Source organism: Leclercia adecarboxylata (assembly GCF_006171285.1).
Taxonomy (GTDB): Bacteria; Pseudomonadota; Gammaproteobacteria; order Enterobacterales; family Enterobacteriaceae; genus Enterobacter; species Enterobacter barmai.
Genome location: NZ_CP040889.1, coordinates 1,001,893 through 1,020,383, shown reverse-complemented (window position 1 = coordinate 1,020,383; position 18,491 = coordinate 1,001,893). Strand labels below are relative to the sequence as shown.

21 protein-coding genes are annotated in these 18,491 nt (G+C 58.3%); 15 read left to right on the top strand and 6 right to left on the bottom strand.

Annotation, left to right across the window (positions count from 1 at the left end):
* Positions 1-25: 25 nt before the first annotated feature.
* The gene (gene cysH / locus FHN83_RS06620) at positions 26-760 is read left to right on the top strand and encodes a phosphoadenosine phosphosulfate reductase (RefSeq protein ID WP_139563522.1); all 735 of its coding nucleotides are present in this window, start codon (positions 26-28) and stop codon (positions 758-760) included.
* 113 nt (positions 761-873) lie between these two features.
* Here cysH and FHN83_RS06615 read toward each other — a convergent pair whose 3' ends face one another.
* The gene (locus FHN83_RS06615; RefSeq protein ID WP_039029947.1) at positions 874-1,917 is read right to left on the bottom strand and encodes an aminopeptidase; all 1,044 of its coding nucleotides are present in this window, start codon (positions 1,915-1,917) and stop codon (positions 874-876) included.
* 240 nt (positions 1,918-2,157) lie between these two features.
* Here FHN83_RS06615 and cysG point away from each other — a divergent pair, with 240 nt between their 5' ends.
* The 11 genes from cysG to FHN83_RS06560 all read left to right on the top strand — a co-directional run bounded on the left by cysG (position 2,158) and on the right by FHN83_RS06560 (position 10,954).
* Positions 2,158-3,516, top strand: coding sequence for a siroheme synthase CysG (gene cysG / locus FHN83_RS06610; protein WP_039029948.1), 1,359 nt, complete (start codon positions 2,158-2,160; stop codon positions 3,514-3,516).
* A gap of 9 nt (positions 3,517-3,525) precedes the next feature.
* Positions 3,526-4,434 carry a sulfate adenylyltransferase subunit CysD gene (cysD, locus tag FHN83_RS06605; protein WP_039029949.1) on the top strand — a complete coding sequence of 303 codons (909 nt, stop codon included), beginning with the start codon at positions 3,526-3,528 and terminating at the stop codon, positions 4,432-4,434.
* A gap of 9 nt (positions 4,435-4,443) precedes the next feature.
* On the top strand, positions 4,444-5,871 hold the full coding sequence (gene cysN, locus FHN83_RS06600) for a sulfate adenylyltransferase subunit CysN (RefSeq protein WP_039029950.1): 1,428 nt from the start codon (positions 4,444-4,446) through the stop codon (positions 5,869-5,871).
* Entirely contained in the window at positions 5,871-6,476 is a 606-nt protein-coding gene (gene cysC, locus FHN83_RS06595; protein ID WP_138370558.1) for an adenylyl-sulfate kinase, read from the top strand. Before cysN ends, cysC begins: the two co-directional genes overlap by 1 nt.
* A 58-nt stretch (positions 6,477-6,534) precedes the next feature.
* Positions 6,535-6,858, top strand: coding sequence for a DUF3561 family protein (locus FHN83_RS06590; RefSeq protein WP_039029952.1), 324 nt, complete (start codon positions 6,535-6,537; stop codon positions 6,856-6,858).
* Between the two features lie 167 nt (positions 6,859-7,025).
* On the top strand, positions 7,026-7,337 hold the full coding sequence (gene ftsB / locus FHN83_RS06585; protein WP_039029953.1) for a cell division protein FtsB: 312 nt from the start codon (positions 7,026-7,028) through the stop codon (positions 7,335-7,337).
* Positions 7,338-7,356: 19 nt separating this feature from the next.
* On the top strand, positions 7,357-8,067 hold the full coding sequence (ispD, locus tag FHN83_RS06580; RefSeq protein ID WP_039029954.1) for a 2-C-methyl-D-erythritol 4-phosphate cytidylyltransferase: 711 nt from the start codon (positions 7,357-7,359) through the stop codon (positions 8,065-8,067).
* Positions 8,067-8,546, top strand: a complete 480-nt coding sequence (gene ispF / locus FHN83_RS06575; protein WP_006811766.1) for a 2-C-methyl-D-erythritol 2,4-cyclodiphosphate synthase — start codon at positions 8,067-8,069, stop codon at positions 8,544-8,546. Before ispD ends, ispF begins: the two co-directional genes overlap by 1 nt.
* Positions 8,543-9,592: a tRNA pseudouridine(13) synthase TruD gene (gene truD / locus FHN83_RS06570; RefSeq protein ID WP_139563521.1), complete on the top strand. Its 1,050-nt coding sequence runs from the start codon at positions 8,543-8,545 to the stop codon at positions 9,590-9,592. The genes ispF and truD overlap by 4 nt, the downstream gene beginning before the upstream one ends.
* Complete coding sequence (gene surE, locus FHN83_RS06565; protein ID WP_039029956.1) at positions 9,573-10,334, top strand: 5'/3'-nucleotidase SurE; 762 nt, start codon at positions 9,573-9,575, stop codon at positions 10,332-10,334. Before truD ends, surE begins: the two co-directional genes overlap by 20 nt.
* The gene (locus tag FHN83_RS06560) at positions 10,328-10,954 is read left to right on the top strand and encodes a protein-L-isoaspartate(D-aspartate) O-methyltransferase (protein ID WP_039029957.1); all 627 of its coding nucleotides are present in this window, start codon (positions 10,328-10,330) and stop codon (positions 10,952-10,954) included. Before surE ends, FHN83_RS06560 begins: the two co-directional genes overlap by 7 nt.
* A 66-nt stretch (positions 10,955-11,020) precedes the next feature.
* Here the strand turns inward: FHN83_RS06560 and FHN83_RS28520 are convergent, their stop codons facing one another.
* Complete coding sequence (locus tag FHN83_RS28520) at positions 11,021-11,227, bottom strand: hypothetical protein (protein ID WP_231568129.1); 207 nt, start codon at positions 11,225-11,227, stop codon at positions 11,021-11,023.
* Between FHN83_RS28520 and nlpD the strand changes: the two genes are divergently transcribed.
* Both nlpD and rpoS read left to right on the top strand, forming a co-directional pair.
* The gene (gene nlpD / locus FHN83_RS06555; RefSeq protein WP_231568132.1) at positions 11,130-12,197 is read left to right on the top strand and encodes a murein hydrolase activator NlpD; all 1,068 of its coding nucleotides are present in this window, start codon (positions 11,130-11,132) and stop codon (positions 12,195-12,197) included. The genes FHN83_RS28520 and nlpD overlap by 98 nt on opposite strands.
* A 60-nt stretch (positions 12,198-12,257) precedes the next feature.
* Positions 12,258-13,250, top strand: a complete 993-nt coding sequence (gene rpoS / locus FHN83_RS06550; protein ID WP_039029959.1) for an RNA polymerase sigma factor RpoS — start codon at positions 12,258-12,260, stop codon at positions 13,248-13,250.
* A 52-nt stretch (positions 13,251-13,302) separates the two neighbouring features.
* Here the strand turns inward: rpoS and FHN83_RS06545 are convergent, their stop codons facing one another.
* From FHN83_RS06545 to FHN83_RS06535, 3 genes are all read right to left on the bottom strand, one after another.
* Positions 13,303-13,680: a DUF4440 domain-containing protein gene (locus FHN83_RS06545; RefSeq protein ID WP_139563520.1), complete on the bottom strand. Its 378-nt coding sequence runs from the start codon at positions 13,678-13,680 to the stop codon at positions 13,303-13,305.
* Between the two features lie 135 nt (positions 13,681-13,815).
* On the bottom strand, positions 13,816-16,377 hold the full coding sequence (mutS, locus tag FHN83_RS06540; RefSeq protein ID WP_039029961.1) for a DNA mismatch repair protein MutS: 2,562 nt from the start codon (positions 16,375-16,377) through the stop codon (positions 13,816-13,818).
* 113 nt (positions 16,378-16,490) lie between these two features.
* Positions 16,491-16,721 (bottom strand): SymE family type I addiction module toxin, encoded by a 231-nt coding sequence (locus tag FHN83_RS06535; protein WP_139563519.1) that lies wholly within the window; start codon positions 16,719-16,721, stop codon positions 16,491-16,493.
* Positions 16,722-16,909: 188 nt separating this feature from the next.
* On the opposite strand from FHN83_RS06535, the gene FHN83_RS06530 reads away from it, so the two are divergent.
* On the top strand, positions 16,910-17,254 hold the full coding sequence (locus FHN83_RS06530; RefSeq protein ID WP_039029963.1) for a nitrous oxide-stimulated promoter family protein: 345 nt from the start codon (positions 16,910-16,912) through the stop codon (positions 17,252-17,254).
* Positions 17,255-17,258: 4 nt separating this feature from the next.
* Here the strand turns inward: FHN83_RS06530 and FHN83_RS06525 are convergent, their stop codons facing one another.
* Entirely contained in the window at positions 17,259-18,491 is a 1,233-nt protein-coding gene (locus FHN83_RS06525; protein ID WP_139563518.1) for an MFS transporter, read from the bottom strand.

The window sequence follows — 18,491 nt, the reverse complement described above, 5'->3', positions numbered from 1 at the left end:
GGCAAAACAGACAAATGAGGTTCCTATGTCCGTACTCGATCTAAACGCCCTTAACGATCTGCCAAAAGTCGAACGCATTCTGGCGCTGGCCGAAACCAACGCGCAGCTGGAGAAGCTGGACGCCGAAGGGCGCGTCGCCTGGGCTCTGGAAAACCTGCCGGGTGAACACGTGCTCTCGTCGAGCTTTGGTATTCAGGCGGCGGTCAGCCTGCACCTGGTGAATAAGATCCGCCCGGACATTCCGGTGATCCTCACCGATACCGGCTACCTGTTCCCGGAAACCTACCAGTTTATTGATGAGCTGACGGACAAGCTCAAGCTGAACCTGAAGATCTATCGCGCAGAGCAGAGCCCGGCCTGGCAGGAAGCGCGCTACGGTAAGCTGTGGGAGCAGGGCGTTGAGGGCATTGAGAAATATAATGCCATCAACAAAGTCGAGCCGATGAACCGGGCGCTTTCTGAACTCAACGCCAAAACCTGGTTTGCCGGTTTGCGCCGGGATCAGTCCGGTAGCCGGGCGTCACTGCCGGTGCTGGCGATCCAGCGTGGCGTGTTCAAAGTGCTGCCGATTATCGACTGGGACAACCGTACCGTTTACCAGTACCTGCAGCAGCACGGCCTGAAGTATCACCCGCTGTGGGATCAGGGCTATCTGTCGGTGGGCGATACCCATACCACCCGTAAATGGGAGCCGGGTATGGCAGAAGAAGAGACCCGCTTCTTTGGCCTCAAGCGCGAGTGCGGATTGCACGAAGGGTGATTTATTGCCCCTCACCCTAACCCTCTCCCCAAAGGGGAGAGGGGATCGTTCGGTGCCGTCTTTTCTCCCTCGCCCCTTTGGGGAGAGGGCCGGGGTGAGGGGAACTCACGGCGCTACACTTTCCCCGCCTTCGCCAGCTCCTTCACCAGCGGCAGCATCACCCGCACCACATCCCGGCTACGGTGTTCAATCCGCTTCGGCAGTGCCTCGTCAATGTGTTGCAGATTATCCAGCCTGACGTCATGCCAGCTGGTTCCTTCCGGAAACGCCTTCGATTTTGCCCGCTGCTGATAACCATCCTTTTTGCCCAGGGACCAGTTGGTCGCTTCGACATACAGCACCGGGATCCCGGCTTTGTCGAACACCTCGCCATCATTGCAGCAGCCGGTTCCTTTCGGATACGCGGCGTTGCCGCCCGGGTTGGTGGCAGCATAGATGCCGTGGGCGCGGGCAATGGCCAGTGCCCGGTCGCGGGTTAACTTACGCACCGGCCCGGGCGTGGTTTTGCCGCTGTTGAAATAGAGCTTATCCCCCACGATTAAGTTATCGAGGTTGATCACCAGCAGGGTGTTTTTCTTCTCTGCCGCGCTCATGCGTTTGAGGACATTCTCGGCGCCCAGCCGCCCCTCTTCTTCGCCGCTGGTGGCGATAAAGCGGATGCTGTACTGAGTGGGAATATCTTTCAGCTGGTCGGCCAGCTCCAGCATCACCCCGACGCCAGCGGCGTTGTCATCAATACCCTGTAAGGTCAGGCCGCCGAGGTTGTTGTCGGCATCGCTGTCGCTCATCGGGGCGTAAGTATCGAGATGCGCCAGAATAATAATCTGCTGGGCGGCTTTACCTTCGTGGGCAGCAATCACGGTGCTGCCGGTCACGTTGTGCCAGTTCTTGCTCAGATTACGGGAGGTATAGATGTAGCGGCTCTGAAAGGTGCGGATATCGCTCTGGTAGCCCATACCGGCGAACTGCTGGCGCACATAGTCAGCGGAGAGCATTTCAGCGGGGGTGCCGGTCATCCGACCCGGGAAAAAGGTGGCAATATGACGCGCCTGCGTCGCGGCAACTTCGCCCAGAGGCGGCGTCTTAGCCTGAACCGTTCCGATTAAGCAAACGCCGAGCGCCAGGGCAACGTATCGGTGGCGCATTGCGGAAAACATAGTGAGTCCTTAAAAAAATAACGCAAAATTTTAACGCGCTTAGTATGAAACTGTGACTGCGCTTACACAATTTGATTTGCTCTTAAATGCCCGGAATCACGCGCGTTAAGCACTTTTTGATATGAGCTTTTCCAGGGCGTTATTCCATTGAGTAACTACTCATTCCAATTCGTAATTTCATTCGCTCGTAGCCGCCCCCTATAGTCCCACTATTCCTGGTTGTTAGCGAGTTGTAGCATTGTGGATTACCTTCCTTTATTCGCTGCCGTAAAAGACCGCCCGGTGCTGGTTGTCGGCACCGGCGAAATCGCTGAGCGCAAAATTGCCTTTTTACACCGGGCTGGCGCGCGCGTGCAAGTTGTCGCCGAAGCGGATTTTGCTGAGTCGCAAATCGACAATGTGGTGCTGGTCATTGCCGCCACTGATAACCGGGCTCTCAACCAGCGCGTCTCGGATGCTGCCCATGCCCGTCACCGTCTGGTGAACGTGGTGGACGACCAGCCGCTTTGCTCCTTTATCTTTCCGTCTATTGTGGACCGCTCGCCGCTGCTGGTGGCCATCTCCTCTGGCGGCACTGCTCCGGTGCTGGCCCGCGTACTGCGGGAAAAAATCGAAGCGCTGCTGCCGACAAGCCTGGGCCGGATGGCCGAGAAGGCCAGCTACTGGCGCAACCACCTGAAAACCCGCCTGACCAGCGTGACGGAACGCCGTCGCTTCTGGGAGCGCGTGTTTCGCGGGCGCTTTGCCAGCCTGATGCAGGCCGGTAATGAGACGGCGGCGCAGCAAATTCTCGAAGACGAGCTGGATAACCCGGGCAGCACCAGTGGGGAGATCATCCTCGTCGGAGCGGGGCCGGGTGATGCTGGCCTCCTGACCCTGCGCGGTTTGCAGGTGTTGCAGGATGCGGACGTGGTGTTCTATGACCATCTGGTGAGCGACGGCGTGCGCGAGTTGATTCGTCGCGACGCTGAGCAGATCTGCGTAGGCAAACGCGCGGGCGGACACGCTGTTCCCCAGCACGACACCAACCAGATGCTGATTGCGGCGGCCAGAGAGGGCAAAACCGTGGTGCGCCTGAAAGGGGGTGATCCCTTTATCTTCGGTCGCGGCGGCGAAGAGCTGCAGGCGGCAGCCGAAGCGGGTGTACCTTTCCAGGTGGTACCGGGGATCACCGCAGCCTCGGCGGTCACGGCCTATGCCGGTATTCCGCTCACGCACCGCGATTACGCCCAGAGCGTCACTTTTGTCACCGGCCACTACAAGGCCGACAGCACCCCGTTTGACTGGACGCATCTGGCGCAAAGCCGTCAGACCCTCGCCATCTACATGGGCACCATGAAAGCGGCGGAAATTAGCGAACAACTGATTCGCCACGGGCGCGATGCGACTACGCCTGTGGCGGTGATATCCCGCGGCACGCGTGTCGATCAGAACGTGACCACCGGAACACTACAACACCTTGCAAGCCTCGCGAAAGACGCCCCGATGCCCGCCCTGATTGTGGTGGGGGAAGTGGTGCAGCTGCACAGCACGCTCGCCTGGTTTCAAAACACTACCGACACCGAAGGGTTTGGCTCTTCGGTCGTAAATTTGGCTTAAGGAACGGTTATGGATCAAAAACGACTGACGCACCTGCGGCAACTGGAAGCGGAAAGTATTCATATTATCCGCGAAGTGGCCGCTGAGTTTGCTAATCCGGTAATGATGTACTCCATCGGGAAAGACTCCAGCGTGATGCTGCACCTGGCGCGTAAAGCGTTTTACCCGGGCACGCTGCCGTTCCCGCTGCTGCATGTGGATACCGGCTGGAAATTCCGCGAGATGTATGAGTTCCGTGACCGCACCGCCAAAGCGTACGGCTGCGAACTGCTGGTGCATAAAAACCCGGAAGGGGTGGCGATGGGCATTAACCCGTTCGTGCACGGCAGCGGTAAACACACCGATATCATGAAAACCGAAGGGCTGAAGCAGGCGCTGAACAAATACGGCTTTGATGCCGCGTTCGGCGGCGCCCGCCGCGATGAAGAGAAATCCCGCGCCAAGGAGCGTATCTACTCCTTCCGCGATCGCTTCCATCGCTGGGATCCAAAAAACCAGCGTCCTGAGCTGTGGCACAATTACAACGGCCAGATTAACAAAGGCGAAAGCATTCGCGTGTTCCCGCTCTCCAACTGGACCGAGCTGGATATCTGGCAGTACATCTATCTGGAAAATATCGAGATCGTTCCTCTGTATCTGGCGGCTGAACGCCCGGTGCTGGAGCGCGACGGCATGCTGATGATGGTGGATGACGATCGTATCGATCTGCAGCCTGGCGAAGTGATCAAAAAGCGGATGGTGCGTTTCCGTACCCTCGGCTGCTGGCCGCTGACCGGCGCGGTGGAGTCTGACGCGCAGACGCTGCCTTCGATCATTGAAGAGATGCTGGTCTCAACCACCAGCGAGCGACAGGGGCGCGTGATTGACCGCGACCAGGCAGGCTCGATGGAGCTGAAGAAACGTCAGGGTTATTTCTAAGGAGCCGCCATGAATACCACTATTGCTCAACAGATTGCCAATGAAGGCGGCGTCGAAGCCTACCTGCACGCCCAGCAGCACAAAAGTTTGCTGCGTTTCCTGACCTGCGGCAGCGTGGACGACGGGAAAAGCACCCTGATTGGCCGTCTGCTGCACGATACCCGTCAGATCTATGAAGATCAGCTCTCATCACTGCACAACGACAGCAAGCGTCACGGCACCCAGGGCGAGAAACTCGATCTGGCCCTGCTGGTGGATGGCCTGCAGGCGGAGCGCGAGCAGGGCATCACCATCGACGTGGCCTATCGCTATTTCTCCACCGAGAAGCGTAAATTTATTATCGCCGACACCCCGGGGCATGAGCAGTACACCCGCAATATGGCGACCGGCGCATCCACCTGCGACCTGGCGATCCTGCTGATCGACGCCCGTAAAGGGGTGCTGGATCAGACCCGTCGCCACAGCTTTATCTCCACGCTGCTGGGGATCAAACACCTGGTGGTGGCGGTCAACAAGATGGATCTGGTCAACTTCAGCGAAGAGAAGTTTAACGAGATCCGCGAAAGCTACCTCACCTTTGCCGAGCAGCTGCCGGGCAACCTCGACATCCGCTTTGTGCCGCTGTCGGCGCTGGAAGGGGATAACGTGGCGTCCCAGAGCGTCAGCATGCCGTGGTACAGCGGACCGACGCTGCTGGAAGTGCTGGAGACCGTTGAGATCCAGCGCAGCGTGGAAACGCAGCCGATGCGCTTCCCGGTGCAGTACGTGAACCGCCCGAACCTCGATTTCCGTGGCTTCTCCGGCACTATTGCCTCCGGCAACGTGCAGGTCGGCCAGCGCGTGAAAGTCCTGCCATCCGGCGTGGAATCAGCGATTACCCGTATCGTTACCTTTGACGGCGATCTGCAGGAAGCCGGGGCAGGGGAAGCGGTAACGCTGGTGCTGAAAGACGAAATTGATATCAGTCGCGGCGACTTGCTGGTAGATGCGCAGGAGACGCTGCCTGCGGTGCAAAGCGCCTCTGTGGATGTGGTGTGGATGGCTGAACAGCCGCTGAGCCCGGGCCAGAGCTACGACATCAAGATTGCCGGCAAGAAAACCCGCGCCCGCGTGGACGGCGTTCAGTACCAGGTCGACATCAACAACCTGGCACAGCACAGCGTCACTGAACTGCCGCTGAACGGCATCGGGCTGGTGGATTTCACCTTCGACGAACCGCTGGTGCTGGATCGGTATCAGCAGAACCCGGTGACCGGGGGCTTAATCATTATCGACCGTCTGACCAACGTCACCGTTGGCGCAGGAATGGTGCGCGAGCCTAAATCGCAGGCGAGCGCGGTGCCGTCGGAATTCAGCGCCTTTGAGCTGGAGCTGAACGCGCTGGTACGCAAACACTTCCCGCATTGGGGCGCGCGCGATCTGCTGGGAGGCAAGTAATGGCGCAGCATGATGAGAACGTCGTCTGGCATCCTCATCCGGTCACGGTGGCCGAACGCGAACAACTCCACGGTCATCGTGGGGTTGTGCTGTGGTTTACCGGGCTCTCGGGTTCAGGTAAGTCCACCGTCGCGGGCGCGCTGGAAGAGGCGCTGCACAAACTTGGCGTCAGCACCTATCTGCTGGATGGCGACAACGTGCGCCACGGGCTGTGCAGCGATCTCGGCTTTAGCGATACGGATCGCAAAGAGAACATCCGTCGGGTGGGCGAAGTGGCCAGCCTGATGGCCGATGCCGGGCTGGTGGTGTTAACCGCCTTTATCTCACCGCATCGCGCCGAGCGGCAGATGGTGCGTGAGCGGGTGGGTAACAGCCGCTTCATTGAGGTGTTTGTTGATACCCCGCTGGAAATCTGCGAACAGCGCGATCCGAAGGGACTCTACAAAAAGGCCCGCGCCGGCGAGCTGAAGAATTTCACCGGCATCGATGCGGTCTACGAAGCGCCGGAAACCCCGGATATCCACCTTGAAGGTCAACAATTGGTAACAAATTTAGTAGGCCAATTATTAGACCTGCTCCGGCAGGGCGATATTATCAGATCCTGAGATGGTATTGAGGGGAGCGAATAACTCCCGTCAATATGTCACGGTCACAGGATCAGCTATGCGGAACAGCGAAAACTACATCATCACCGGGTCGGACACAGTATCGGCAAATGACGAGACGACCTGGTCTTTTCCTGGGGCGTTTGTCGGCTTTGCGTCATGGCTGATGGCACTGGGGATCCCTTTCCTGTTTTACGGCAGCAACACGCTGTTTTTCTTCCTTTATACCTGGCCTTTCTTCCTTGCACTGATGCCCGTTGCCGTTGTGGTGGGGATCGCGCTGCACTCTCTGCTTAACGGCAAGCTGCTCTACAGCTCGCTTTGCACCGTGATGACGGTGGTGGCAATGGTCGGACTGTTATTTTTGTGGCTCATGGGATAAGTTCATCCATAATTCAAACCGTAACCAACTATGTGACATTGTTGGCTTGCGCGAATCTGCAAAAAAAATGTGGTACATTTGCCCGCAATGTTGCGGCATCTCTGTAGCCCCGATGTAGAGTCGTGGGGAAAGTTATGGGATGATGATGCCGTTTTTCAGGGGGCAGGATGGGTAAACTTACGCTGCTGTTGCTGGCTCTGCTGGTCTGGCTTCAGTATTCGCTGTGGTTCGGTAAGAACGGCCTTCACGATTACAGTCGCGTCAGCGATGACGTGACGGCGCAGCAGGCTACAAACGGCAAACTTAAAGCGCGAAACGATCAACTGTTTGCGGAAATTGACGATCTCAATGGCGGCCAGGAAGCCATTGAAGAGCGCGCGCGCAACGAACTCAGCATGACTAAGCCGGGCGAAACCTTCTATCGTCTGGTGCCGGATGCGTCTAAACGCAACCAGGGCTCAGTACAAAACACTCGATAATCAGGCCCAGGATTACGCCATGGCAGTAACTTTTTCGAACGTATGCGCCGTTGTGCCAGCCGCCGGGTTTGGCCGGCGCATGCAGACTGAATGTCCTAAACAATACCTTTCAATTGGTGATAAAACGATCCTTGAGCACACCGTGGCGGCGCTGCTGGCGAACCCACGCGTGACGAGGGTCGTTATCGCTATCAGCCCGGGCGACGCCCGCTTTGCCGCGCTACCGCTTGCAGCTCACCCGCAGGTGACCGTGGTTGACGGCGGCGCAGAGCGTGCCGATTCGGTGCTGGCGGGATTACAGGCCGCCGGTGACGCGCAGTGGGTGCTGGTGCATGATGCGGCGCGTCCGTGTCTGCATCAGGACGATCTGGCGCGGCTGCTGGCGATCAGCGAAACCAGCCGCGTGGGCGGCATTCTGGCGACGCCGGTTCGCGATACCATGAAACGCGGCGAGCCGGGGCTACAGGCCATCGCGCACACCGTGGAGCGCGTTGACCTCTGGCATGCGCTCACGCCGCAATTTTTCCCTCGCGAGCTGCTGCACGCCTGCTTAACCCGTGCGCTGAACGAAGGCGCAACTATCACCGACGAAGCTTCGGCGCTGGAGTACTGCGGTTTTCACCCGGAACTGATTGAAGGGCGCGCAGATAATATAAAAGTGACGCGCCCCGAAGATTTACAGCTGGCAGAATTTTATCTTACCCGTTCGACCCATCAGGAGAAGGCATAATGCGAATTGGACATGGTTTTGACGTACACGCCTTTGGCGGCGAGGGCCCAATTATCATTGGCGGCGTACGCATCCCTTATGAAAAAGGACTGCTGGCGCATTCTGATGGCGATGTTGCCCTGCACGCGTTAACCGACGCGCTGCTCGGTGCGGCGGCGCTGGGCGATATCGGCAAACTGTTCCCGGACACCGATCCGGCCTTTAAGGGCGCCGACAGCCGCGAGCTGCTGCGCGAAGCCTGGCGCCGGATTCAGGCCAAAGGCTACACCCTCGGCAACGTGGACGTGACCATTATTGCCCAGGCGCCGAAAATGCTGCCGCACATCCCCCAGATGCGCGTGTTTATCGCCGAAGATCTCGGCTGCCATATGGACGATGTCAACGTCAAAGCGACCACTACCGAGAAGCTCGGCTTTACCGGTCGCGGTGAAGGCATTGCCTGTGAAGCCGTGGCGCTGCTGGTGAAGGCGGCCAAATGATCGACTTCGACAACCTGACGTACCTGCACGGTAAGCCGCAGGGCACGGGCCTGCTGAAGGCCAATCCGGAAGATTTCGTGGTGGTAGAAGATCTGGGCTTTGAGCCGGACGGCGAGGGCGAGCACATTCTGGTGCGGATCCTGAAAAACGGCTGCAACACCCGTTTTGTCGCCGAGGCGCTGGCAAAGTTTCTGAAAATTCACGCCCGTGAAGTGAGCTTTGCCGGGCAGAAAGACAAACACGCCGTCACGGAACAGTGGCTCTGCGCCCGGGTTCCGGGTAATGGGATGCCCGATTTAAGCCAGTTCCAGCTTGAAGGCTGTCAGGTGCTGGAATACGCCCGTCACAAGCGCAAATTGCGTCTCGGAGCGCTTAAGGGCAACGCCTTTACCCTGGTGCTGCGCGAGGTGAGCAACCGCGATGAGGTTGAACAGCGTCTGACGGCAATCAACGAGCAGGGCGTGCCGAACTATTTCGGCGCACAGCGTTTTGGCATTGGCGGCAGTAACCTGCAGGGCGCCCTGCGCTGGGCGCAAAGCAATGCCCCGGTGCGGGATCGCAATAAACGCAGTTTTTGGTTGTCGGCAGCCCGCAGCGCGTTGTTTAATCAAATCGTCAGCGAGCGGCTGAAAAAAACAGACACGAATCAAGTTGTTGTCGGCGATGCGCTACAATTAGCGGGACGCGGCAGCTGGTTTGTCGCCACTGATGAAGAAATGAGCGATGTGCAGGCGCGCGTCAATGCGAAAACTCTGCTGATCACTGCGGCCCTGCCGGGTACCGGCGACTGGGGTCCGCAGGGTGATGCGCTGCGTTTTGAGCAGGCTGCTATCGCCGATGAAACAGAGTTATGCTCACTGCTGGAGCGGGAAAAAGTCGAAGCGGCACGCCGGGCGATGCTGCTCTATCCGCAACAGTTGAGCTGGAACTGGTGGGATGACGTAACCGTCGAGCTACGTTTCTGGCTGCCGGCTGGCAGCTTTGCCACCAGTGTTGTCAGGGAACTTATCAACACTTCGGGTGACTATGCGAATATTGCTGAGTAACGATGACGGGATCCATGCGCCAGGCATTCAGACGCTGGCTAAAGCGCTACGTGAGTTCGCCGAGGTGCAGGTGGTGGCTCCCGATCGTAACCGCAGCGGTGCCTCTAACTCGTTAACCCTCGAGTCGTCTCTTCGCACCTTTACCTTCGACAATGGCGATATCGCCGTTCAGATGGGCACTCCGACCGACTGTGTCTTTCTGGGCGTCAATGCGCTGATGCGTCCCCGCCCGGACGTGGTGGTCTCCGGCATCAATGCCGGACCCAACCTGGGCGATGACGTGATCTACTCCGGAACGGTAGCCGCCGCAATGGAAGGACGCCACCTTGGCTTTCCTGCCCTGGCGGTCTCGCTCAACGGCCATCAGCACTATGACACCGCCGCCGCAGTCACCTGCGCCATTCTGCGGGCCCTGAGCCGCGAGCCGCTGCGCACCGGACGCATCCTCAATATCAACGTGCCGGATCTGCCGCTGGATGAAATCAAAGGCATCCGCGTGACGCGCTGCGGTAGCCGCCACCCGGCGGATAAAGTGATTCCGCAGGAAGATCCGCGCGGCAACACGCTGTACTGGATTGGCCCGCCGGGCGAAAAACACGATGCCGGGCCGGATACTGATTTTGCCGCCGTGGATGAAGGCTACGTTTCCGTCACCCCGCTGCACGTAGATTTGACCGCGCATAACGCGCAGGATGTGGTTTCAGGCTGGCTGGATCGTGCCGGGGTGAGCTCGCAATGGTAAGCAATCGTGTACAAACTCTTCTGAATCAATTACGCAGTCAGGGTATTGCTGACGAGCGGGTGCTGGACGCCATCTCGCGGGTGCCGCGGGAAAAGTTCGTGGATGAGGCGTTTGAGCACAAAGCATGGGAAAACGTCGCGTTACCGATAGGGCAGGGGCAAACTATCTCCCAGCCATATATGGTGGCGCGCATGACCGAGCTGCTGGAGCTGACCCCGGACTCGCGGGTGCTGGAGATTGGCACCGGTTCGGGATACCAGACCGCCATTCTGGCGCACCTGGTGCATCATGTCTGCTCGGTTGAACGCATCAAAGGGCTGCAGTGGCAGGCGCGCCGTCGCCTGAAGCAGCTCGATTTACACAATGTTTCTACCCGTCACGGGGATGGCTGGCAGGGCTGGAAGGCACGCGGCCCGTTTGATGCCATTATCGTGACGGCTGCACCGCCTGAGATCCCGGATGCGCTGATGGCGCAGCTGGATGACGGCGGGATCCTCGTTTTACCGGTGGGCGATGAACATCAGCTGTTGAAGCGTGTTCGTCGACGGGGCAACGAGTTCATCATCGATACCGTAGAAGCCGTACGTTTCGTGCCTCTGGTGAAAGGAGAGCTGGCCTGAGACTCGGATTATTCCAGGGTTTTTCAGGCAAATTCAGCGTATGGTGTGGCGCAAAACGTTGTGACACTACGGTAATTTTAAGTCACTGGTAACTAAAAATAATCCTGGGGGATAAATGAGCGCGGGAAGCCCAAAATTCACCATCAGCCGTGTTGCGGCATTGTCACTGGTTTCCATCTGGCTGGCCGGTTGTACATCGAATAATGCCCCTGCGCCTGTCAGTTCGGTTGGCGGCAGCAATGGTACCAGTACGGGCAATCCATCCGGCGGCATGCTGATCACCCCTCCACCGAAGATGGGTACCCCGGCGGCACAGCAAACTCCGCAAATCCAGCCTGTTCAGACACCGGTTACCCAGCCAACTCAGATTCAGCCAGTGGATCAGCCTGTTCAGACCGAAAATGGCCGCATTGTGTATAACCGTAAGTATGGGAACATTCCGAAAGGAAGCTATACCGGCGGTAGCACGTACACCGTAAAACGCGGCGATACCCTCTTCTATATTGCCTGGATCACCGGGAACGATTTCCGTGACCTTGCTCAACGAAATAACGTCCAGGCCCCGTATGGCCTGGAAGTTGGCCAGACGCTGCAGGTGGGTAACGCAACGGGTAAACCGCTCACGCCTGGCAACACCGTTTCTGCGGCTGACGTAACGGCGCAAAATAACAGTGTGATGCCTGTGCAAAAATCAAGCACAGTGGTTGCGTCGCAACCGACAATTACGTATTCTGAGGATTCAGGTGAACAGAGTGCTAACAAGATGTTGCCGAATAATAAGGGGACTGCGACCGTTGTCACAGCGCCCGTTACGGCACCTGTGGTTAGCTCTACCGCACCCGTTGCCAGCAGTGTGACGTCCAGCTCAACGATTTCGTCGTGGCGCTGGCCGACTGAAGGCAAGGTTATCGAGAACTTTTCTTCCTCCGAGGGGGGAAATAAAGGGGTCGATATCGCAGGGAGTAAGGGACAGGCTATTATCGCGACCGCAGATGGTCGTGTTGTATACGCCGGTAACGCTCTGCGCGGTTACGGTAATCTTATTATCATCAAACACAACGATGATTACCTGAGTGCCTACGCCCATAACGATACGATGCTGGTCCGGGAACAACAAGAAGTTAAGGCGGGGCAAAAAATAGCTACTATGGGTAGCACCGGAACCAGTTCTACACGCTTGCATTTTGAAATTCGTTACAAGGGGAAATCCGTAAACCCGCTGCAGTATTTGCCGCAGCGATAATTTGGCGGGACATATCTTTTGATATGTTGCGCCCAGGGATCACGGGTAGGAGCCACCTTTATGAGTCAGAATACGCTGAAAGTTCATGATTTAAATGAAGACGCGGAGTTTGATGAGAACGGAGCAGAGGCTTTTGACGAAAAAGCCTTAGTAGAAGAGGAACCCAGTGATAACGATTTAGCTGAAGAAGAGCTGTTATCGCAGGGCGCCACACAACGTGTGCTGGATGCGACTCAGCTTTACCTTGGGGAGATTGGTTATTCCCCACTGTTAACAGCCGAAGAAGAAGTTTACTTCGCGCGCCGGGCATTACGTGGTGATGTGGCTTCACGTCGTCGCATGATTGAAAGTAACCTGCGTCTGGTGGTTAAGATTGCCCGTCGTTACAGCAATCGTGGTCTGGCTCTGCTGGATCTGATTGAAGAGGGCAACCTTGGGCTGATCCGCGCAGTAGAGAAATTTGACCCAGAGCGTGGGTTCCGTTTCTCAACTTATGCGACCTGGTGGATCCGACAGACCATCGAACGGGCAATCATGAACCAGACCCGTACGATCCGACTGCCTATTCACATTGTTAAAGAGTTGAACGTCTATCTGCGTACCGCACGCGAGTTGTCCCATAAGCTGGACCACGAGCCAAGCGCGGAAGAGATTGCCGAACAGCTTGATAAACCTGTTGATGATGTCAGCCGTATGCTGCGTCTCAACGAGCGTATTACCTCCGTCGACACCCCGCTGGGTGGCGATTCCGAGAAAGCGCTGCTGGACATCCTGGCCGATGAAAAAGACAACGGTCCGGAAGACACCACGCAGGACGATGATATGAAACAGAGCATCGTCAAATGGCTGTTCGAACTGAACGCCAAACAGCGTGAAGTGCTGGCACGTCGTTTCGGTCTGCTGGGGTATGAAGCTGCGACACTGGAAGATGTCGGTCGTGAAATCGGCCTGACCCGTGAACGTGTTCGTCAGATTCAGGTTGAAGGTCTGCGTCGCCTGCGTGAAATCCTGCAGGGGCAAGGTCTGAATATCGAAGCGCTGTTCCGCGAGTAAGCACCTTTTCGTCAAAAAAGGCCCGTCGAGAGACGGGCCTTTTTCTTTTGTGTCACGGCTGCGCGGTTTCGTGCAGCAGACGCCACGTAATGGCATCGCCTTCCTGATTCAGAACGGCGCTGGACCAGCGCACGTTTACCGGCTGATCCGGGCGGGTCTGCGTTTCACGGTAGTGAAGCACCGCGCCGTTGTCCCAGGTCTGTAATGTCGTTAATTCATCAATCGCAATTTTCAGCCCCGGACGGCTGCCGCGCTGGTCTTCAAGGAAACGCGCCAGCGCGGGGTAATCCAGGTGCGCGCCGCTGGGGGCGATCATCAGGAAGCCCTCGCGAAAACGGGCGAGCAGGGCATCGAGATCGCCTTCTCCCTGGCCTAACCAGTTTTCTAACGCGATGTGAGCATCGATAATTTCGTTTTCGTAGCAGGTCACTCTTTCTCCTTAAACATCATTTGTGGACTAAATGCCTGATAAAAAAGCCGGGTGGCGGCTGCGCCTTACCCGGCCTACACAAGTCTCGTAGGCCCGGCAAGCGCAGCGCCGCCGGGCGATACAGACCGCGGAGATCTACACTAAATTCTTCAACCGGTAGATCCACTCCAGCGCCTGACGCGGCGACAGGGAATCCGGGTCGAGGTTCTCCAGCGCTTCCAGGGCCGGGGAGGTCTCTTCCGCAGGCACCAGCAGCGACATCTGGGTGCCGTCCACCTGGGTGGCCGCCGCGTTTGGTGCCAGGCTCTCCAGCTCGCGCAGTTTCTGGCGCGCACGCTTGATCACCTCTTTCGGCACGCCTGCCAGCGCCGCCACGGCCAGGCCGTAACTTTTGCTCGCCGCGCCATCCTGCACGGTGTGCATAAAGGCGATGGTATCGCCGTGCTCCAGCGCATCCAGATGAACGTTCGCCACGCCCTCCATTTTCTCCGGCAGCTGCGTCAGCTCGAAGTAGTGGGTGGCAAACAGGGTCAGCGCCTTAATCTTATTGGCCAGGCTTTCGGCACAGGCCCATGCCAGCGAGAGCCCGTCATAGGTAGAGGTTCCGCGGCCAATCTCATCCATCAGCACCAGGCTGTATTCCGTGGCGTTGTGCAGAATGTTGGCGGTTTCGGTCATCTCCACCATAAAGGTGGAACGACCGCTCGCCAGATCGTCCGCTGCGCCTACGCGGGTAAAGATGCGATCCACCGGGCCAATCTCCACCTTTTGCGCCGGAACGTAGCTGCCGATGTAGGCCAGCAGGGCTATCAGCGCGGTCTGGCGCATATAGGTACTTTTACCGCCCATGTTCGGCCCGGTAATGATCAGCATCCGGCGCTGCGGCGACAGGTTCAGCGGGTTGGCGATAAACGGTTCGTTCAGCACCTGCTCCACCACCGGATGTCGCCCCTCGGTAATGCGTACGCCCGGCTTATCGGTAAAGGTCGGGCAGCAGTAGTTCAGCGTCTCGGCGCGCTCTGCCAGGTTGACCAGCACGTCCAGCTCCGCCAGCGCAGCGGCGCTCTGCTGTAAATCCGCAAGGTGCGGCATCAGCATATCGAACAGGGCGTCATACAGCTGCTTTTCCAGCGCCAGGGCTTTACCCTTGGAGGTGAGCACCTTGTCTTCGTACTCTTTCAGCTCAGGAATAATGTAGCGCTCGGCGTTTTTCAGCGTCTGGCGGCGCACGTAGTGGATAGGCGCCAGATGGCTCTGCCCGCGGCTGATCTGAATGAAGTAGCCGTGGACCGCGTTGTAACCCACTTTCAGGGTGTCCAGCCCGAGCCGCTCGCGCTCGCGGATCTCCAGTTTATCCAGATAATCCGTCGCGCCATCGGCCAGCGCGCGCCACTCATCCAGCTCTTCATTGTAACCTGGGGCAATAACGCCGCCGTCGCGTACCAGTACCGGTGGGGCATCGATGATGGCCTTTTCCAGCAGCTCGCGCAGTTCGCTAAATTCACCCATGGTGTCGCGCAGTTTCTGCACCGGGGCGCAGTCGATCTCCGCCAGCTGGCTGCGCAGTTCAGGCAACTGCTGGAAGGCATGACGCATGCGGGCTAAATCGCGTGGGCGAGCGGTACGCAGCGCCAGTCGCGCCAGAATACGCTCCAGATCGCCGACCTGACGCAGCACCGGCTGCAGCTCGCTGTAGCGATCCTGCAGTGCGCCAATGGTCTGCTGGCGTCCGGTCAGCGTGGCGGTATCGCGCACCGGCATATGCAGCCAGCGTTTGAGCATGCGGCTGCCCATCGGGGTGACGGTGCTGTCGAGCACCGAGGCCAGCGTGTTTTCCACGCCGCCGGAGAGGTTCTGGGTGATCTCCAGATTGCGGCGGGTGGCGGCATCCATAATGATGCTGTCCTGCTGGCGCTCGATGGTAATGGAGCGGATATGCGGCAGGGCGGTGCGCTGGGTATCTTTGACGTACTGCAGCAGACAGCCCGCGGCGCATAGGCCGCGCGGCGCGTTTTCAACGCCAAAGCCGGTCAGATCGCGAGTGCCAAACTGCAGGTTGAGCTGCTGGCGCGCGGTATCGATTTCGAACTCCCACAGCGGACGGCGGCGCAGGCCGCGACGGCCTTCCAGCAGCGCCATCTCGGCGAAATCTTCGGCATACAGCAGTTCCGCAGGATTGGTGCGCTGCAGCTCGGCGGCCATGGTTTCGCGGTCGGCCGGTTCACTCAGGCGAAAGCGCCCGGAGCTGATATCCAGCGTGGCATAGCCGAAGCCTTTGCTGTCCTGCCAGATGGCGGCGAGCAGATTATCCTGGCGCTCCTGCAACAGCGCTTCATCGCTGATGGTGCCAGGGGTGACGATGCGCACCACCTTGCGCTCGACCGGGCCTTTCGAGGTGGCCGGATCGCCAATCTGTTCACAGATGGCGACCGACTCCCCCTGATTCACCAGCTTCGCCAGGTAGTTCTCTACCGCATGGTGCGGAATACCGGCCATCGGGATAGGTTCACCTGCCGAGGCTCCGCGTTTGGTCAGGGAGATGTCGAGCAGCTGCGAGGCGCGTTTCGCATCGTCATAAAACAGTTCGTAAAAGTCGCCCATCCGGTAAAAAAGCAGGATCTCCGGATGCTGAGCTTTCAGCTTCAGGTATTGCTGCATCATCGGGGTATGGGCGTCAAAATTATCAGTAGTGGTCATGGAATGATGATGTCCATTTCTTTGAAAATAGTGCGTTTCAGGCGACGTCAGGGTCGTGTAATGGCGCTATTGTCGCATGAAAAAAAGACCCGGCGCAGCAAAATGTCGCGACTTTACGAGGCCTCTTCCGCAACCAGTTCAATCACTAATTTCCCCTGTTCCACCTGCACCCGTACCCGGGAGTGGGTTTTAAAACCAGCCTCCTCCAGCCAGTCGCCCTTTAAGCTCAGCGCGGCGTGTACGCTGTAGCGCGTCGGGATCTTGGTCTTGCGATCTTCGTGACGCTTTCTGAAATAGCCCACGGTGAGCTGACGGTGGGGTCTGGAAATACAGATATCTGACATAAAAACTCCTTTTTCTCAGGCAAGGATCCGGTGATAAAACACCTGTATAAAATGCCAGTAAAACACGCTGGCGACAAATGCATAACTGCGAGGCGTCTTCAGGAAATGGAATGTAAAAGATGAAATCGGGCTGAACATCGGATTTGAAAGGCGTATTATTGATACAACTTATAATCAGGTATCAGGCTATGTCAGGAAAACGCATCGCACGCGAGAAAGAGACCATCCGTAAGATGATCGCGCTGTATGAAAAGCAGTGCCCGCAGGCGTCGAAAGAGGCGGGACACTACGCGGCGCTGAACGAGTACGCCGACAAGCGGCTGGATAAATGCGTCTTTGGCGAAGAGAAACCGGCCTGCAAGCAGTGCCCGGTCCACTGCTATCAGCCGGCTAAACGTGAAGAGATGAAACAGGTGATGCGCTGGGCGGGGCCGCGCATGCTGTGGCGTCACCCGATTTTAACCGTGCGCCATCTGATCGACGATCGCCGCCCGGTGCCTGAGCTTCCGGAAAAGTACCGCCCAAAAAAATAATCCCTCAGGCTCCTGGTCTGCGCATCGGACGGCAAATAATCACCATGGCGATGGCGCTGCACAGCGGGAACACCGCCAGCACCAGCCACGGAACGATCGCCCCGACGGACGGGGTCAGCGCCTGGTCAAGCAGATCGCCAAGCAGTAAATTCCCCGCCAGTACCGCACAGCCGCCTGCGGTGGCCAGTGCGTCATAGTGCGCGCCTAAGGTCGACTCGCTGGCAAACCATGGCACCACGTCTTTCCCCGCAGGTACCAGCAGCATCTGCCCGGTGGTGAGCAGCGTGACAAAGCAGGCGGCAGGCAGCAGACGCAGCAACCCGGTTGCTGGTTCTGAGGACGCAAACAGCGCGACGCTCAGAAACGCGCTTGCTATAAGCAAAAATCCCACCGGCAGGATGCGCACCGCGCCTACCCGCCGGGCAAAGCGTGCCAGCGGCAGTTGAAAGAGGATCACCAGCCCGGACGCCAGCATAAACAGCGGGCCGAGATCTTTCTCGCTGCCCCCTGCGCGCTGGATCTCCACCGGCAGCGCCAGATAGAGCTGGTTATAGCTTAACAGCCAGCTGCTCCAGGCGATGATAAAGGCCACGAACCGCGGCTGGCGAAAGGTGGTCCACCATGGCGTGATGTGCAGCGCCTGATTTTTGTGTGTCCCCGCAGGCAGACAGAAGAACAGCACAATCAGCGCCACCACAAAGACCGCGGCACCCGCCAGCGCCACCTGGCGAAAACCGAGACCGGTGAGCAGCGCGCCCGCGACCGGGCCAAGCACCGCCCCCAGCTCGCCGCACACCGCAAACAGGGCGAACCACTCGGCGCGGCTGCGTTTGCCCTGCGCCTCGCTGCGGGTTCCGGCTTTTGCCAGTAACGCTTCGATGGAGGGGGAGAAGAGCGCGCCGCCGATCCCGGTGAGGCACGCCCCGGCGATAATCACCGGCAGACTGTAGCCAAAGGCCAGCAGCAGATAGCCCACCACCCGCACGACGCAGCCGCACAGAATAATGACGCGCGCGCCGTAGCGGTCGGAGAGGGCACCGCCGACGATAAACATCCCCTGCTGCGAGAAGGTGCGCAGCCCGAGCACCAGGCCGATAAGCCCCCCGGAGAGCAGCATATCGTCGCGCAAAAAGATCGCCAGAAAGGGGACGACGGCATAAAAACCAATGTTGAAAACAAACTGGCTGCCCAGCAGAACGGGCGGCCAGAGTTGCGTGGCGGGACGAATCACTGTCAC

Bases quoted from the DNA above. Each gene is read 5' to 3' on its own strand.
- cysH (WP_139563522.1), top strand. From the start codon at position 26: ATGTCCGTACTCGATCTAAACGCCCTTAACGATCTGCCAAAAGTCGAA.
- FHN83_RS06615 (WP_039029947.1), bottom strand. From the start codon at position 1,917: ATGTTTTCCGCAATGCGCCACCGATACGTTGCCCTGGCGCTCGGCGTT.
- cysD (WP_039029949.1), top strand. From the start codon at position 3,526: ATGGATCAAAAACGACTGACGCACCTGCGGCAACTGGAAGCGGAAAGT.
- cysN (WP_039029950.1), top strand. From the start codon at position 4,444: ATGAATACCACTATTGCTCAACAGATTGCCAATGAAGGCGGCGTCGAA.
- cysC (WP_138370558.1), top strand. From the start codon at position 5,871: ATGGCGCAGCATGATGAGAACGTCGTCTGGCATCCTCATCCGGTCACG.
- FHN83_RS06590 (WP_039029952.1), top strand. From the start codon at position 6,535: ATGCGGAACAGCGAAAACTACATCATCACCGGGTCGGACACAGTATCG.
- ftsB (WP_039029953.1), top strand. From the start codon at position 7,026: ATGGGTAAACTTACGCTGCTGTTGCTGGCTCTGCTGGTCTGGCTTCAG.
- ispD (WP_039029954.1), top strand. From the start codon at position 7,357: ATGGCAGTAACTTTTTCGAACGTATGCGCCGTTGTGCCAGCCGCCGGG.
- ispF (WP_006811766.1), top strand. From the start codon at position 8,067: ATGCGAATTGGACATGGTTTTGACGTACACGCCTTTGGCGGCGAGGGC.
- truD (WP_139563521.1), top strand. From the start codon at position 8,543: ATGATCGACTTCGACAACCTGACGTACCTGCACGGTAAGCCGCAGGGC.
- surE (WP_039029956.1), top strand. From the start codon at position 9,573: ATGCGAATATTGCTGAGTAACGATGACGGGATCCATGCGCCAGGCATT.
- FHN83_RS06560 (WP_039029957.1), top strand. From the start codon at position 10,328: ATGGTAAGCAATCGTGTACAAACTCTTCTGAATCAATTACGCAGTCAG.
- FHN83_RS28520 (WP_231568129.1), bottom strand. From the start codon at position 11,227: ATGCCGCCGGATGGATTGCCCGTACTGGTACCATTGCTGCCGCCAACC.
- rpoS (WP_039029959.1), top strand. From the start codon at position 12,258: ATGAGTCAGAATACGCTGAAAGTTCATGATTTAAATGAAGACGCGGAG.
- mutS (WP_039029961.1), bottom strand. From the start codon at position 16,377: ATGACCACTACTGATAATTTTGACGCCCATACCCCGATGATGCAGCAA.
- FHN83_RS06535 (WP_139563519.1), bottom strand. From the start codon at position 16,721: ATGTCAGATATCTGTATTTCCAGACCCCACCGTCAGCTCACCGTGGGC.
- FHN83_RS06530 (WP_039029963.1), top strand. From the start codon at position 16,910: ATGTCAGGAAAACGCATCGCACGCGAGAAAGAGACCATCCGTAAGATG.